Consider the following 14,947-nt stretch of genomic DNA (forward strand, 5'->3'; position numbering starts at 1 on the left):
ACCCAAGACTTTATACTTACTAATCAAACTTATTTTCTTATTCTACCATACAATAGTCTAAATATTACAGATTATTTAGACTATTTAATGTTTTGTGCAATTAATTTTAATTTTGTACCGAGCAAATGCATAAGACATTTCTTTCGAATCATGTTTACCCTTGTTTCACTAAGGTTTTTTTTCGAAAAAATCCTTTTACTTCAACTACTAACTCACGTTGATTTAATACCATTAACACACCATAAATTACCCCACCAGTAATCGAGTCAATAATGATGATTCCAACTGCTCCAACTTCTGTTAACTGGGAATTCAAAAAATACAAAAGTACCATCATAATAAGTGAATGAACAACCGGCTTCGCAATAGAGAGGTTTAATTCACGTAAGCTATCCCCAATAATTTGACGGATTCGCACAAAATAACTGACGTAAAATAACAGCATTCTAAGCAAACCAACTGCAATTGCAACAATGAAAATTTCACCAGACAATCCTGCTAGGAATACGACAACCGGAATAATCCCTAGTTGAAACAATTGCCAGTAAAAGCTCCACCTTACTTTGCCAACGGCGATAAACAAGCTGCCGCTCGGATTTCCTAAAGCTTTGAATAATCCGTACAAGCAAAGAATTTGGATAATGAGAACGCTTTGCGTCCACTCTTTGCCAAGTAGCAGAGGGACTGCGTATGGTGCTAAAACAATGACGCCCGCCAACAGCGGCGCATTAAAGCTCGTTAACATATTGGTGATTAGTAAATATGTTTTTCTCAGTTTACGTTGATCCAATTGAATTTTTGAAAACACAGGAAACGCCACTCGATTAATCATAGAATTCAACTTTTGCACCGGCTGCATAATAAGATTCATAGCCATGCTGTAATAACCAAGCGCAACAGGGCCTAACATAACACCTACAACCATTTGATCAATTTTAGTCGTAAAATAATTGATACTTGTGGAACCTAGACGATACAGACCGAAGCTGACAAAACCTTTAATCGCATTCCACGAAAAGACCAGTTGTGGTCGAGCTTCCGCATCCCGGTACCCAGCTATAACCCACGGAACACTTCTAAATAACGACATCACAATATGACCGTAAACGAGTGACCATGCACCAAGAGTGGTAAAGCTAGCTAAGTAAACTGTTAACAAAACGCCAATTGTTGTTGCCAAAATTTCATTTTTTGTAATTTGTGCAAATTCCAGTTTTTTTGTAGCAAGTGTCTGAAATTGCAAACCGAATGGCAAGATGATAAAGCTAATTCCAACGACTTGTATCATGCCAGTTAAACTCGGTTCATTGAACATCAACGCAATGACTGGAGCCAGCATGAATAAGATTAGGAACAAGAAGAATCCGACAAAAATAGAAAACCAGTACAAACTTGATAGCTCAATTTTGCTGATTTTTTCTTTTTGAATAATGGCGTCTGTTATCCCCATTTCCAAGAATAGTTGTGAAAATTGAATAACAATTTGCACCATAGCTATTAGACCAAAAATTTCCGGCCCCAACACTCTACCCAAAATCAGTAACTGAGCGATTTGGAGAACGCTCGTCACAAGCATCGATATGGAAGTAAGTTTGACACTAGTTACTGCTTTGCTTTTTAAAGATGTCATAGGCCATTCCTCTAATCCGGTTTAATATAGAATTTTTCTCCACATATTCCGCCGTTGCTTCGGGAAAATCCCATAAGGACGGTCTTCTGCAAAATCTTCTGGGAATCCATTAAGGTCAAACGAATCATTAACACTGGGTGGTAGTTGCTCGTATTGATACAAAAACTCAAAGTCGATCAATCTTAATCCTTCAGATGTTAGCAAGATATTTCCGGGATGGAAATCAATTAGCGCATAGCCTTTGTTGTAGAAAAACTCGTTAATCCTAAAAATTTCTTGTTTATGTTTTCGTTTTAATATTTGTTTTTTGATATGCCAGCTTTCCGATAATGGGTTTGTTTTTAAATAAGGAACAATAATATAATTTTTTCCGCTGCTAATTAGCTTCGGAATAAATTCACATTCTTTGCTCAATTCACCGTAAACAAATTTTTCGCGTTCCAAAAATCGCTCTTTGCCCGCTTTATATGTCTTTTTCACAGCTTTACGCCCCTGATATTCAATAACTTCCACTTTGGCACGACGTTTTTTCTCTGAAACATCAGCAATTACCTTTTCTTTTGTCCGGTAAGCTTTGTCCCAAGCTATAACGATGTCTTTAACTTCTAGTAAAAGATCCGGAGCGACTGCTGCAATATAATCCAATGCTTCAATTTCATCGTCTGCACTATGAAGCGGATTGGCGCGCTGTTCGTTAACTAGAGCAAAGTTAATCTCCGAACGCAGCTGTTCTTTTAACAAATAATGTTGGTTCGACACATGTGGATACTTTTTCTTCATTTTTGCAGGTAGTGGTTTGGGGTGATAATCATACATGACCAGTAAGGTGGACGGCTTTCCGCCACTCACTGGCCATGGTCCTTGCCCCCAATTTCCGCCTCTTAAATTTTGGGCTGCGTTTCTTTTTTGTTCGTCATCGAGTGTAATTGCTCGAATAAGACATAACCCATTACGTTCAAACCAATCAATAATTTTGTCAGTTAGTTGCCGTTCTTCTGCCCATTCTCTTACGACAAATACCATCAATTCGCCGTCTTTTTCGAAATTGTGCTCACTCGACTTAATAATCGACTCGAGCCAATTGCCACTTACCCCAATCAATTTACGAATGGTATCTGTTGAAGGAGCCCAGCCTTTTTCCTCAAGAAAATGATGAAAATATTCCAAGCTGACTTCGTCAAGCTTATGTCCAGTTTCATTTGCTAAACGCTTTAAAATCCCTGGATAATCATGATCTTGCGGAATTTGTTTGACTACGCCGTCCGATTTTGCCGGAATCCCCGACTTTTCACCTTTATGATAAACTGCGTGATACATCAAGCTAAGCAAATGATGATCATCTGACGGTACGTAATACTTGTTGTTCCACAGCTGACGTTGATCCAATATGATTTCTCCAATGTACGGAGGATAATAAGCAATGTTCTTGAAATTACTTCCCATCAGCCCGCCCACGCTGTATATATCAAAAGGTAAAATCCCTACTTTTTCGTTTAATAAATCTCTAACCTTTTCAATATGTTCGTCGGCAATTAATAAATCTACATCCTCGTCCAACTCTAAAAATGACAATTCGTCAAACCAACGCAAAATAACGTATTCCAGCTGGCGTTTGTTAAGAATGCCAAAGAAATTCTCCAGTCCAAGTTCAGGTGACAAATATTGTCGCGCTTGCTTTTCTTTTTGATGATTTCGCTTAAAGACGATGCTAGTTCGCGTACCTCCTAAACGATCCGTAAAATTTTCAAAGCGGAAACTCCATTTTTTCTTCCTGGCTAATTTATACGCCCAAAGAGGTAAAAAGCTTGCGCGATCAATAATTTTCGCCGGGATAAAAAGAATGATATTTGCAGAAGAATGGAAAGCATTTTTTAAATCCAGAAAATCAGCTTTGTTAATCACCAGTACTTCTGCATTATTTTTATAGGTAAGTGTTTTTTCATCAGCATAATAAAGATCTGGATTTTGCTTCTCTCCTGGCTTTTGTGTGCAGATTCCTAAATAATTTTCATACCCTTCATCGGCAAGCTGTCTTTTCAAACTACTCGTTTCAGCATTATATTCCAGTATTTTTACTGATTGTTTTGTTGGATACGCAGTTTTTATAAATTCACTAATTGTCGGCTGAATTGCCATTACCCCATTCCCCCTTGTCCACCGGCAGATCTGGTTAGACACAGATTGTTATTTGCGCGCATATTGCCTGTCAAAATATTGTTGGTATTCGCCACTGATAATTTGTTCCCACCATTCATTGTTCTCTAAAAACCATTCGACCGTTTGTGCAATTCCTGTTTCAAAATCGTAAACGGGCCGCCAACCTAATCGTTCGATTTTTGTCGGATCAATCGCATACCGTTTGTCGTGACCAAGACGATCTTCGACAAATTCGATTAAGTCTTCTGATTTTCCCAAAGCGCGGATAATCGTTTTTACAACATTAAGATTTTTTTGTTCATTATGTCCGCCAATATTATAAACTTCTCCAATTTCTCCGCTATGCATGACCAAATCGATTGCCGAACAATGATCTTGCACATGCAACCAATCTCGCACATTTTTGCCGTCGCCATAAACCGGTACTTTTTGATCATTCAACACACGCGAAATTGTTAATGGAATTAGCTTTTCTGGAAAATGGTAAGGACCATAATTATTGGAGCAACGTGTAATATTGACCGGTAAGCCGTAAGTTTCGTAATACGCTCTTACCAATAAATCCGATGATGCTTTACTAGCACTGTAAGGACTACTAGGTTGAAGCGGTGTTTCTTCAGTAAAAAAAGTAGTAGGATCAAAATCCAGCTCTCCGTATACTTCATCTGTAGAAACGTGGACAAATTTTTTAATGTTTGCTCGTTTTGCAGCTTCAAGTAATACTTGCGTTCCAAGCACATTGGTCCGGATAAAAATTTCCGGCTCTGTTATAGAACGGTCAACATGACTTTCAGCCGCAAAATGAACGATATACGTAAAGTCAACTTTTTCAAATAAGGCTTCAACAGCTTGACGATCCGCGATATCGATATGAACAAAACTATAATTTTCATCTTTTTCGATCGCTTGATGTTTCGTTAGATCTCCTGCATATGTCAGTAAATCTAAGTTGTAAATATGGTAATCAGGATAATTAGCGGTCATGTATTGGACAAAGTTCCCTCCGATAAATCCCGCTCCGCCGGTGACGAGTATATTTTCCATAGGTGCGCTCCTCTACGATTTATTCGGTGAAAGTGATTTCTCACAAGCAATATCCAATAAGTACTTGCCGTATTCCGTTTTCTTTAAAGACTGCGCCAAGTCGATCAAATCTGACTGACTAATATAGCCTTTCCGGAAAGCTATTTCTTCAAGACATGCAACATACAAACCTTGCCTTTTTTGAATCGCTTCTACAAAATTTGAAGCTTCTAACAATGCTTCGTGTGTACCTGTATCAAGCCACGCAAGTCCGCGCCCCATAATATTGACGTGCAATTCTCCCCGTTTTAAATATTCATTGATAATAGAAGTAATTTCTTTTTCACCACGTTCTGAAGGCGTTACTTGTTTGGCGATTTCAACAACTTGATTGTCAAAGAAATAAAGCCCTGGAATCGCATAGGAGGATTTCGGTTTTTCTGGTTTTTCTTCTATAGATACAATATTTAACTCATCATCGACTTCAACCACTCCATAAGCTCTCGGATCTGCGACGTGACATCCGAAAATAATGCTACCATTTGTTAGTTCAGCTGACTCCGTAAGTCTGCTACCAAAATCCGAGCCGTAAAAAACATTGTCTCCTAATATAAGGGCAACAGGAGATTCTCCGATAAAACTCTCACCAATCGTAAAGGCTTCAGCCAATCCATTTGGTTCTTCTTGAATCGCATATTCCAGCTTGATACCGAGTTTTTGACCGTTTCCTAGCAAGCTTAAAAATCCAGAAATGTCTCGTGGTGTTGAAATGATTAGAATTTCTTTAACACCGGCAAGCATTAAAACAGATAGCGGATAGTAAATCATTGGCTTATCATATACAGGCAGCATTTGCTTTGAAATTGACTTCGTTAACGGATACAATCGTGTCCCCGTTCCTCCAGCTAATATAATCCCTTTCATCCTAACTCCCTCATTTCTATTAAATGAAATAAATTCTTTTCTTTGCTGTGAATGTCTTCGATTATGGTGCATATTTCAGCGACTGATTCGATTGTTAACGCCCCGTAATACGGCATCGCTAATACTTGTCTAACAGCCTTTTGAGCTTGTGGAAGGTTTTCCGGCTGCGCAGATTCGAGTCCGCTATACCATGTGAAATCACTACATAGTGGAGAAAAATATTTTCTTGCGAACACATTGGATTTTTGAAGTTCTTCATAGACAAAATCTCTCGATTGACCAAATTTCTCTTGATCGATTTCAATAACGAAATACTGATAGCTGCTAGACTCGTTTTCAAGTGTAGTTAACACCCGAATTCCTTTAACAGATGCTAAGTTTTCTTCATAAGTAAGTTTTATCTTGTGGCGCTTGTTACGTTCTTCTTCTACTACTTTTAAAACTTCCAGGCCAACACTTGCTTGAACTTCATTCATTTTGGCGTTCAACCCAGACAATGCCACTTCTTCAGCGTTAACGATGCCGAAATTTCGCAACAAGTCTAAACGTTTGTCGAGCGCCGCGTCATGATAAGTTAGCGCGCCACCTTCAACCGTATTAAACAATTTCGTCGCATGAAAACTAAACATTGTCATATCTCCAAAGCTACTAATAGGAACACCCTTCACTTTTGCACCAAAAGCATGAGCGCCATCATAAATGACTTTGAGATGATATTTGTCTGCAATTGCCTGTATTTTTTCAACATCACACGGATTGCCAAACACATGAACACCTAAAATAGCAGTCGTTTTTTCAGTGATTAATGCCTCAATTTTATCGGCATCAATATTGAAAGTAACTGGATCTATATCGCAAAACACAGGCGTCAGATTGTTCCAATCTAGCGCTTGAACAGTTGCCGGAAATGTAAATGGCGTAGTAATCACTTCACCTGTCAGTTCTAAAGCCTTTATCCCCAACAATAATGCGAGTGTGCCATTTGAAAACATCGAAATATGATCTACTTCCAGGTAAGCTTTGAGTTTTTCACTCAATTCGTCATGTTGTGCACCAAAGTTTGTTAATTGTTGACTGTCCCATACCGTTTTCATTCTTTCCGTAACTGCATCAATATTCGGTAATAACGGTCTAGTTACATAAATTGGATGTTCAAAAGCATTCGCCATTCTATTCCCTCCCATAATAAGCATCTTTTTAAGTGATTCAGCTCACCTTAACGGATTTTATCTTTTTTATTACAGGCACCAATAAATCGTAGACGGTATCAAACTCCTGAATTTTTAAAAGTTTTGAAATTGCGATATAAAGAATTGCGCCAATTCCAATCTGCAAAACTAGCATCAGAAGTTCCGGTAGTGGTAGGAGTTTGCCGATACCATAAACAACTGCTCCCATTCCTAATGAAATTGTATAAATCGGTAAGAGATCTCGAACCTGTTCTTTGACACCATAAGATATTTCGCGACCTGAAAAATAGATGTTGATAAACAATGATAAATGCGAATCTAAAACCATGGTTGCTACTAATATGGTAATGCTCCAATCCATCCAGATAACAAGAACAATAAGTATCGTAGGAATGATTGTTTTGATGATTTCTAAGTAAAGAAACAAATCCGATCGCCCTTTGACTTGTAAAATGTTTAAATTTAAAGCATGAATTGGATACAACATGCTAGCGAGGCATAAAAGTTGAAAATATGGCACCATTCGCATCCACTTTTCACCGAAAATTAAGTAAATCAACGGATCTGCCACTGCCGCTAATCCAACCATGAGTGGGAAAATTAAAAAACCCGAAAGTTTAATAACCTTTTTGAAACTTTGTTTTAAGCGCTCTTCTTGATCTTGAATTCCGCTTAACACTGGATAAGTCACCCTCTGAATTGTCGCTGTCAATGATTGCGTCGCTACATCACTGAATTTAGATGCATTTGTAAAATATCCAAGAGTTCCAGCCGAATATTGCTTCCCAATAATTAAGAAGTAAACATTGTTATAAGCTGTATCAATCAACCCCGACACAAGTAGCTTCCAGCCAAATCCAAATAAGCGCTTGAACGAGATAACACTAAAAGTAAGTGAAGGTAGCCATCTTCTATAAAAAACGAGTAATAATGCCTGGATTAGATTCATACCTAACATGCGAATCACAAGGCTCCATACACCAAACCCTGAGATGGCCATTGCAACTGCAACAACTCCAGACAAAATACTCGCTGCCATGTTGACTTTTGCTTGCACTTTAAAATTCACTTCTTTAGTAAACATCGCTCTAGGTATAATGGAAAATGCGTTAATAATAACTCCCAGTGTTAGCACTCGGATTATAGACATCAACTTTACTTGATCAAAGAAATTACTGATTAGCGGTGCTGATAAAAATAGCACACCATAAATAAAAATCGAAACCGCCAAGTTAAAATAGAAAACCGTCGAATAATCGGTTTGATCAGCTTTTTGATCTCGGATTAATGCTTGTGTAAATCCACTGTCGACGAGAGAGTTTGAAAGTGCAACAAACACTAAAATCATTCCAATTAACCCAAAATCCTCAGGTGCCAATAATCGCGCAAGAATAATCTGGATAATAAACTGAATGCCTTGATTGCCCAACATGTCTCCGAAGCTCCACAGCAGTCCACTGATTGTTTTTTTCTTCAATGATTTTTCCTGTTTCATAGACCTGCTCCTATCTCTATCCATTAAAAACTGATTATTCAGAAGTCTTAAGACACTGAATATATACCTACTAAAATAGGTATATCAAATCTAATTATTGAATCAATTGAGTTGACTTTACTGAAAAAACACTACTTTATGCTTAATTATCGTACTTTCTTTTTATTCTAACACATTACATGTCTTAAAAAACAGATAATTTAGATTATTTTTATTTTTTATTTTGCAAATTATTCCACTATTTCATATTTTCCGAATAATTTATTGGATATTAAGAATAGTCTTTAAGCAAGATTCTTCAATTAATTGTTATATACTTACTGTTTTCTGAAAATATCTTCTAATAGATTTTTCTTTAATACTTGCAGACCAATTTAACTACTTCACACTTTTAGGAAAAACAAAAAAGCAGTTTCCAGTAGCAGGCGTTGCCTGTTACAAAAACTACTTTTTCTTAATTAATGGGGTAATAAGGGTGGTTTTAAATAGTAATTCGTTTAAAGATTCGTTTATAAAATTCAGGTTTCACATAGAACTCTCGGTAACCCTTTTTCAACGTTTCTCTAATTTTCAATTGCTTAAGCAAAAGATAGAAGCGGTTCCGTTTTTTTGTGCGGCTAATGACGTAATCATACTTAAAATTAGTATAGACGTTTACTTCATCGAGCAAATCCGCGACATCTTGAAGGTGCTTTTGCTTTGCAGAAATATCATTGAGGTGCATGTCTGTCCAGGACCCTTTCACTTCCACTCGATACGCAGCCATATCCCTGTCCATGTAATAAACCGTTCCTCTTAATGCCCCTAATATGACCAGAGGATAGTCTCCAATTGTCGCATTCAAGTAAAAATCGGACATCTCAGGAATTTTTTCACGGGAATACATAATCGAGTTAGTAGCGAATAGTTCCCCTCCCCCTTCTATTACTTCTTCTACAGAAAAGACTTTGTTCCTATTGCTAGGTCGGACAGTAGCAACTCTTTTTTTAGTGACTGCAGATACCTTTTCTGCAGCATGCACACACATGCTGCATTCAGGATGCGCTTCCATATAATCCACTTGCTTCTGCAACTTCTCCGGATCCGTCCAATAATCATCGCCTTCACAAACCGCCGTGTACTTTCCTAATGAACGATCACTATTATACACTTCAAAAGGGATATCTTGTGAATACTGATTTTCTGTTTGGTAGATGGGTTTAACGATATCCGGATACTTCTGTTCATAACTTCTAATGATGTCAGCTGTTCGGTCAGTAGATGCGTCGTCATGAATTAAAATTTCATAAGCGAAATCTGTTTTTTGCATTAACATGCTTTCTAATGCCTCCGCTATAAAATCTTCATGGTTATAAGCATTACACTCGATACTCACCATTATCCGGTTTCCCATAAATTAAAGGCTCCTCTACAGTTAAATAAGTTTTCTTAAACATTTTAATGAATTAGTCCGCAATTAACCTGTCAGATTCAGCTAATTCAATGGTTGATGAATTTCTATACATATCGTATCTTAGCACAGAATACTAGTATAAAAAGAGTATTCAGATAAATTAATCGAAAAATTTACATATGTTCAAATTTTTCCCTGCTATTCATCCGTTACAAAAAAATTTTCCCGCTGATATGTTACTCTCAACTCTTCATCGCGAAGAATGAGATTACCTTTCTCGATTGTATTGCCTTGAACTATATGCCCAGTTCCAATATTAATATAAATCCCCCGTTCTGAGTTTTCACGAGGACTAATAGCCAAATTATTAAGTATGCTAATATTGTGGCTCGGCGTCATTAAATTCTTTCCTCCATCACCTGGTCTAATCGCAATATTATATTCATTGTTGTAAACCACATTTCCTTTAATGACATTGGATTCCGCTCCATTTTTAACATCAATACCATAATAAAAACCACTGACCATATTTTTTTCAATCTTGCTTTCTTTTTCGCTTTCTATTGTAATGCCTTGTTGATCTGTGTAGCCTGGACGATCTTCAGTAACTACGCACCCTTTTACCAGATTATGTTTTCCTTTTCCAAACAAAGAAAGATGGCCATCACCTGAATTTCGAATTACACAAGATTCTATTGTATTGTAATCTGATGCAAAATTGATAATACCCGAACCATAATTGGATTCACTTATTACATTTCGAATGACATTGTTATGAGCATGATGCAAGTGGATACCTTGTGAATAATTTTTTGTATAAACATTTTCAATCGAACTTTCACGACTGTTTTGTAGTAAAATAGCAATATTTGAAATCAAGGTGCCTTCTTCAGGCAATTTATCCCCCATCAAAAAACCACCTTTTAGATGGACATCCGCCGTTGCCATTATCCAAAACACTCCATATTCTCCCGCTGATTCAGTCTGAAAAATTGCTTGTTCCATTATAATGGTAATTGGCTTAGAAATTTTCAAAGCAAAATAACTGTCTCCATATCCAGTACTAGCCTTTAAATCAGGGTTTTTAGTCAATTTATAAATTCCCGGCGGAATATGCAATTCCCCACCTATTGGAGTTTCATCAATCGCTTGTTGAATTGCTTGAGTATCATCCATCACGCCATCACCTTCTGCTCCAAATTGTGTAGTTACATCACTTTTCTCTTTTGCTAGAAAATAAGTCGGCGCCATAATTACAGTGGCAATCAAACCACAAATCCCTATTACACTAAGAAGCAAGCGAGTGATTTTTTTATGGTTCATAAACAGCTCTCCTTCAACTTAACCACTATATCGTAGAATAATAGTATAAAGCATACTTAATTATAGTATAAGTCAAATTCTCTAACAAAGCACATTTTTCTGAATATTTTTTATATAAATATAGCCATTTACTTCGTTACTCTAACCTATAGCCTATATTTTTTTTATAAACAGGACTAAAGAAATATTTTACCCCCTCGCATTCCTTTAAAATGTTCGCTATAATCAATTAACAAGATGTTTTTTGAAAATTTAGTCATATTAATGGGATTACGAATTACTTTTAGATGAACTCTTAGAGAAAAGGGAACTTAAAAATTCTCATAAAAATTATAAGGAAATGAGGTTTTACTTTATGAGAGACTTATTTTTCGTGAAAGATTATGTCGAACTTTACGAAAAAATCGAAGGAGGAAATTGTGAAGTTTTTGAATTCGAACATCCAATAGGTACGGTTTATCACCAGTTTATCAAAAGAGAAATTCCAATTCCTGTGGAAGACGGACCATACTATGATTTGCTCACACCATACGGTTATGGAGGCCCAGTTATTACCGATTTAAAAGATAAGACACGTAAAGATGAGTTAGTTACTCTTTTCTGCCAAGCCTTTCAAGATTATAGCTTAGAACATAATATCGTCAGTGAATTTGTTCGCTTTCACCCGCTTGTAGAAAACGCTCAAGATTTTGATTCTTGCTATAACGTTCTTTTTAGACGTCATACTACAGGAATTACTTTGAAAGGTTTTGAAGATCCAATACAAGAAGAATTTTCGGGCTCGACCCGCAAGAGAATTCGTAAAGCATTAAGAGATGGTGTGACTTATCGAATCACAAAAAATCCATCTAACCTAGACCAGTTTCAGGAAATCTACCTCACAACAATGAAACGGGTAGGTGCTGAAGACTTTTACTTATTTGACGATGAATACTTCTCAAAAATGATTGAAAATTTAGGCGAAAAAATAATCTTAGTTGAAGCTATCTACGATTCAAAAGTGATTGGTGCAGAACTTCATTTCCACACAGGTCCATATGTACATACTCACCTATCAGGCACTATCGACGGTGACATCAATCACTTGTCGCCTGTTTATGTCATGACCTACGCCATTGTATTATGGGCCCAAGAACATGGAGTTGAATACATTCACTCAGGAGGCGGCGTGAACCCGGGTCCTGATGACTCGCTGTATTTATTCAAAAAGAGATTTGGCAAAAATACTGAATTCGACTATTATGTCGGCAACAAAGTCTGGAATGAAGAAATTTATGACAAATTAAATGAGGCCGCTAACGTTAGTTCAGATAGCGGACTATTCCCAGCTTATCGCTGGCCATAGAAAAATGGGAAGCAGAAAAATCTGCTTCCCATTTTTTAATTTGAATGCCATGCCCAAGCACTTGAAATGATATCGTTCAAATTAAAGGCTGGCTTCCATCCTAATTCTTCACTGATTTTATCAGATGAAGCTACAAGAGCCGCCGGATCTCCCGCACGTTTTGCTGCATAATCAACCACAGCTTCCTTGCCAGATATTTGCTGACACGTCTCAATAATTTCTTTAACAGAATATCCTGCGCCGTTGCCAAGGTTGTACGTTTTGTTCGCAATTTTGCCACCAGCCATACCTTCATATGATAAAATATGCGCACGCGCTAAATCAGTCACGTGGATATAATCACGGACGCACGTTCCATCAGCCGTCTCATAATCTGTACCAAATACCGAAATTTTGTCGCGTTGTCCAAGAAGATGCTGAAGTACAATAGGAATTAAATGAGATTCCGGATCATGGCTTTCACCAATTTCGCCAGATTCATGTGCACCTGCTGCGTTAAAATAGCGCAATACAACATATTGAAAATCATGGACATTGGCTAAATCAGCTAAAATTTGCTCAATCATTAGCTTAGAACGACCGTATGGATTGATTGGGTTTGTTTTTGTTTTTTCTGTAATCATGTCTGTATCAGGAATGCCATAAGTTGCTGCTGTGGAAGAAAAGATAAAGCGCTTCACACCATGCTCAATCATTTTGTCTAACAACACCAAAGTCGCACCAACGTTATTGCGGTAGTACTTTAATGGATTTTCGACTGATTCACCTACTAAGCTGTTCGCTGCAAAGTGAAATACCGCATCGATATCATGCGTAGTGAAAATGTCATCTAAAATCGCCGGATCCCCTAAATCCCCTTTTACAAAAGCGGCTTTTGGGTCGATCAATTGTTCAAAACCAGTCGTCAAGTTATCCAACACGATAACCTCATATGTATTTACTAATTCTTTGACGGTATGACTGCCAATATACCCCGCGCCTCCACAAACTAAAATCGCCATAAAATCTTGACCTCCTTTATTTGAAAAAAGCTCCTATATTTCCAATTGTACCATTTGCAGGTATATTTATTTCATATAAAAATGTGTGAGCGCACCTTATTTTGTTCCGAGCGCACCTCATCAAGGGTTAACCGCACCTTACCAAGCTAGAACCGCACCTCAAACATACTTTTTCGCATCTCAACGCACCTAAACCGCACTTGCAATAACAAAACACGTTTTCTAAAAGCCATAAATGGCTCTATTAGAAAACGCGCCTGCTAGTTAATATTTAGTCATCATCTTCTTCGACAAAATAGTTTTCGCTTTCATAAATTGCTAAATCTTCATCTGGCATGATTAGGTTGTCGAAATTTAATGTATTGCCAATGACCACATGACCACTTCCCGCGCCAACGTAAATTCCATAAGAAGATTTATTGCGCGGATCAACAACCATATTGTTTAAAATCTGTGTATTGTAACTCGGCAGCTTCAGGTTTTCACCACCATCACCACCACGCACTGCGATATTGTACTCGTTGTTAAATGAAATATTCGATTCTATGACATTTGATTTTGAGTCATTTTTTATGTCGATGCCATAGTAAAATCCGCTAACTGTGTTGTTTTCGATTACACTTCCTGTTTCGCCTTCTACAGTAATGCCTTGTTGATCCTCATAACCTGGACGATCTTCGGTAACTAGGCAATTGATAACATGATTATCTTTGCCCCCACCATATAAAGATAAATGACCATCCCCCGAATTTCGTACCACGCATGAGTCAATCAAGTTTTGATTTGAATCAAAATTAATGATGCCAGAGCCGTAGTTAAATTCAGACGTTACTTTCCGAACAATGTTTTGATTTGAATGATTTAGATGTACACCTTGGGAAAAGTTTTTGATATACGTGTTCTCAATCGAACTATCATGTGTGTAAAGAAACAATATACCAATATGGGAAGTTAATGAGCCCTCTTCTGGCAATCGTTCTCCAATTAAAAACCCGCCTTGCAAATGAACATCTTCTGTTTTATCGACCCAAAATACGCCATATTCATCATCTGTATCTGTTTGAAAAATTGCCTCCTCCATGAGGATCGTAATTGGCTTCGAGATTTTCAATGCAAAATAACTGTCTCCATATCCCGTAACTGCTTTATGGTCAGGATTTTTACTAAGCTTGTAAACGCCAGGTGGGATTTCCAATGTACCTCCAGCTGGAGTGTCATCAATGGCCGTTTGAAGTTCTACCGTCTTATCTTCCGCTGCATCGAAACTCGCACTATAGCTTTCAGGTCCGTTTTGAGCTTCATTGTCCTTCGTCAGTTTTTCTATTACTAGAAATAAATAACTAAAGCCAGCCATGCCTAACAGAACTAAAAAAAGAAACCCAATAGTTTTCGTCTTCACTAAAGACACCTCCTTTAGTAGCAATTCATTTCATCCTTATCATACAGACAGAGCACCAAAAATAATA

The 14,947-nt window shown here is 37.4% G+C and carries 11 protein-coding genes; 1 reads left to right on the top strand and 10 read right to left on the bottom strand.

What is annotated here, in order from left to right; genetic code table 11:
* Nucleotides 1–154 precede the first annotated feature (154 nt).
* The 8 genes from MLE13_RS13570 to MLE13_RS13605 all read right to left on the bottom strand — a co-directional run bounded on the left by MLE13_RS13570 (nt 155) and on the right by MLE13_RS13605 (nt 11,135).
* Nucleotides 155–1,630: an MOP flippase family protein gene (locus MLE13_RS13570; protein ID WP_240750216.1), complete on the bottom strand. Its 1,476-nt coding sequence runs from the start codon at nt 1,628–1,630 to the stop codon at nt 155–157.
* 21 nt (nt 1,631–1,651) lie between these two features.
* Nucleotides 1,652–3,766 (bottom strand): hypothetical protein, encoded by a 2,115-nt coding sequence (locus MLE13_RS13575; protein WP_240750217.1) that lies wholly within the window; start codon nt 3,764–3,766, stop codon nt 1,652–1,654.
* 48 nt (nt 3,767–3,814) lie between these two features.
* On the bottom strand, nt 3,815–4,831 hold the full coding sequence (rfbB, locus tag MLE13_RS13580) for a dTDP-glucose 4,6-dehydratase (RefSeq protein WP_240750218.1): 1,017 nt from the start codon (nt 4,829–4,831) through the stop codon (nt 3,815–3,817).
* A gap of 12 nt (nt 4,832–4,843) precedes the next feature.
* Nucleotides 4,844–5,734, bottom strand: a complete 891-nt coding sequence (gene rfbA / locus MLE13_RS13585) for a glucose-1-phosphate thymidylyltransferase RfbA (RefSeq protein WP_240750219.1) — start codon at nt 5,732–5,734, stop codon at nt 4,844–4,846.
* Nucleotides 5,731–6,903 (bottom strand): DegT/DnrJ/EryC1/StrS family aminotransferase, encoded by a 1,173-nt coding sequence (locus tag MLE13_RS13590; RefSeq protein WP_240750220.1) that lies wholly within the window; start codon nt 6,901–6,903, stop codon nt 5,731–5,733. The genes rfbA and MLE13_RS13590 overlap by 4 nt, the downstream gene beginning before the upstream one ends.
* A 37-nt stretch (nt 6,904–6,940) precedes the next feature.
* Nucleotides 6,941–8,419, bottom strand: a complete 1,479-nt coding sequence (locus tag MLE13_RS13595; protein WP_240750221.1) for a lipopolysaccharide biosynthesis protein — start codon at nt 8,417–8,419, stop codon at nt 6,941–6,943.
* Nucleotides 8,420–8,900: 481 nt separating this feature from the next.
* Nucleotides 8,901–9,812 (bottom strand): glycosyltransferase family 2 protein, encoded by a 912-nt coding sequence (locus MLE13_RS13600; RefSeq protein ID WP_240750222.1) that lies wholly within the window; start codon nt 9,810–9,812, stop codon nt 8,901–8,903.
* A gap of 198 nt (nt 9,813–10,010) precedes the next feature.
* Nucleotides 10,011–11,135: a right-handed parallel beta-helix repeat-containing protein gene (locus MLE13_RS13605; RefSeq protein WP_240750223.1), complete on the bottom strand. Its 1,125-nt coding sequence runs from the start codon at nt 11,133–11,135 to the stop codon at nt 10,011–10,013.
* A gap of 355 nt (nt 11,136–11,490) precedes the next feature.
* Here MLE13_RS13605 and MLE13_RS13610 point away from each other — a divergent pair, with 355 nt between their 5' ends.
* The gene (locus tag MLE13_RS13610; RefSeq protein WP_240750224.1) at nt 11,491–12,480 is read left to right on the top strand and encodes a GNAT family N-acetyltransferase; all 990 of its coding nucleotides are present in this window, start codon (nt 11,491–11,493) and stop codon (nt 12,478–12,480) included.
* Between the two features lie 35 nt (nt 12,481–12,515).
* On the opposite strand, the gene galE is transcribed toward MLE13_RS13610, so the two are convergent.
* Nucleotides 12,516–13,481: a UDP-glucose 4-epimerase GalE gene (gene galE / locus MLE13_RS13615; protein ID WP_240750225.1), complete on the bottom strand. Its 966-nt coding sequence runs from the start codon at nt 13,479–13,481 to the stop codon at nt 12,516–12,518.
* A gap of 271 nt (nt 13,482–13,752) precedes the next feature.
* Nucleotides 13,753–14,880 (bottom strand): right-handed parallel beta-helix repeat-containing protein, encoded by a 1,128-nt coding sequence (locus MLE13_RS13620; protein WP_240750226.1) that lies wholly within the window; start codon nt 14,878–14,880, stop codon nt 13,753–13,755.
* Nucleotides 14,881–14,947: the final 67 nt, after the last annotated feature.

Source organism: Planococcus halocryophilus, from assembly GCF_022489025.1.
Classification (GTDB): domain Bacteria; phylum Bacillota; class Bacilli; order Bacillales_A; family Planococcaceae; genus Planococcus; species Planococcus halocryophilus_A.

Excerpts from the sequence above, each read along its gene's own strand:
- MLE13_RS13570 (WP_240750216.1), bottom strand. The coding sequence starts at position 1,630 with ATGACATCTTTAAAAAGCAAAGCAGTAACTAGTGTCAAACTTACTTCC.
- MLE13_RS13575 (WP_240750217.1), bottom strand. The coding sequence starts at position 3,766 with ATGGCAATTCAGCCGACAATTAGTGAATTTATAAAAACTGCGTATCCA.
- rfbB (WP_240750218.1), bottom strand. The coding sequence starts at position 4,831 with ATGGAAAATATACTCGTCACCGGCGGAGCGGGATTTATCGGAGGGAAC.
- rfbA (WP_240750219.1), bottom strand. The coding sequence starts at position 5,734 with ATGAAAGGGATTATATTAGCTGGAGGAACGGGGACACGATTGTATCCG.
- MLE13_RS13590 (WP_240750220.1), bottom strand. The coding sequence starts at position 6,903 with ATGGCGAATGCTTTTGAACATCCAATTTATGTAACTAGACCGTTATTA.
- MLE13_RS13595 (WP_240750221.1), bottom strand. The coding sequence starts at position 8,419 with ATGAAACAGGAAAAATCATTGAAGAAAAAAACAATCAGTGGACTGCTG.
- MLE13_RS13600 (WP_240750222.1), bottom strand. The coding sequence starts at position 9,812 with ATGGGAAACCGGATAATGGTGAGTATCGAGTGTAATGCTTATAACCAT.
- MLE13_RS13605 (WP_240750223.1), bottom strand. The coding sequence starts at position 11,135 with ATGAACCATAAAAAAATCACTCGCTTGCTTCTTAGTGTAATAGGGATT.
- MLE13_RS13610 (WP_240750224.1), top strand. The coding sequence starts at position 11,491 with ATGAGAGACTTATTTTTCGTGAAAGATTATGTCGAACTTTACGAAAAA.
- galE (WP_240750225.1), bottom strand. The coding sequence starts at position 13,481 with ATGGCGATTTTAGTTTGTGGAGGCGCGGGGTATATTGGCAGTCATACC.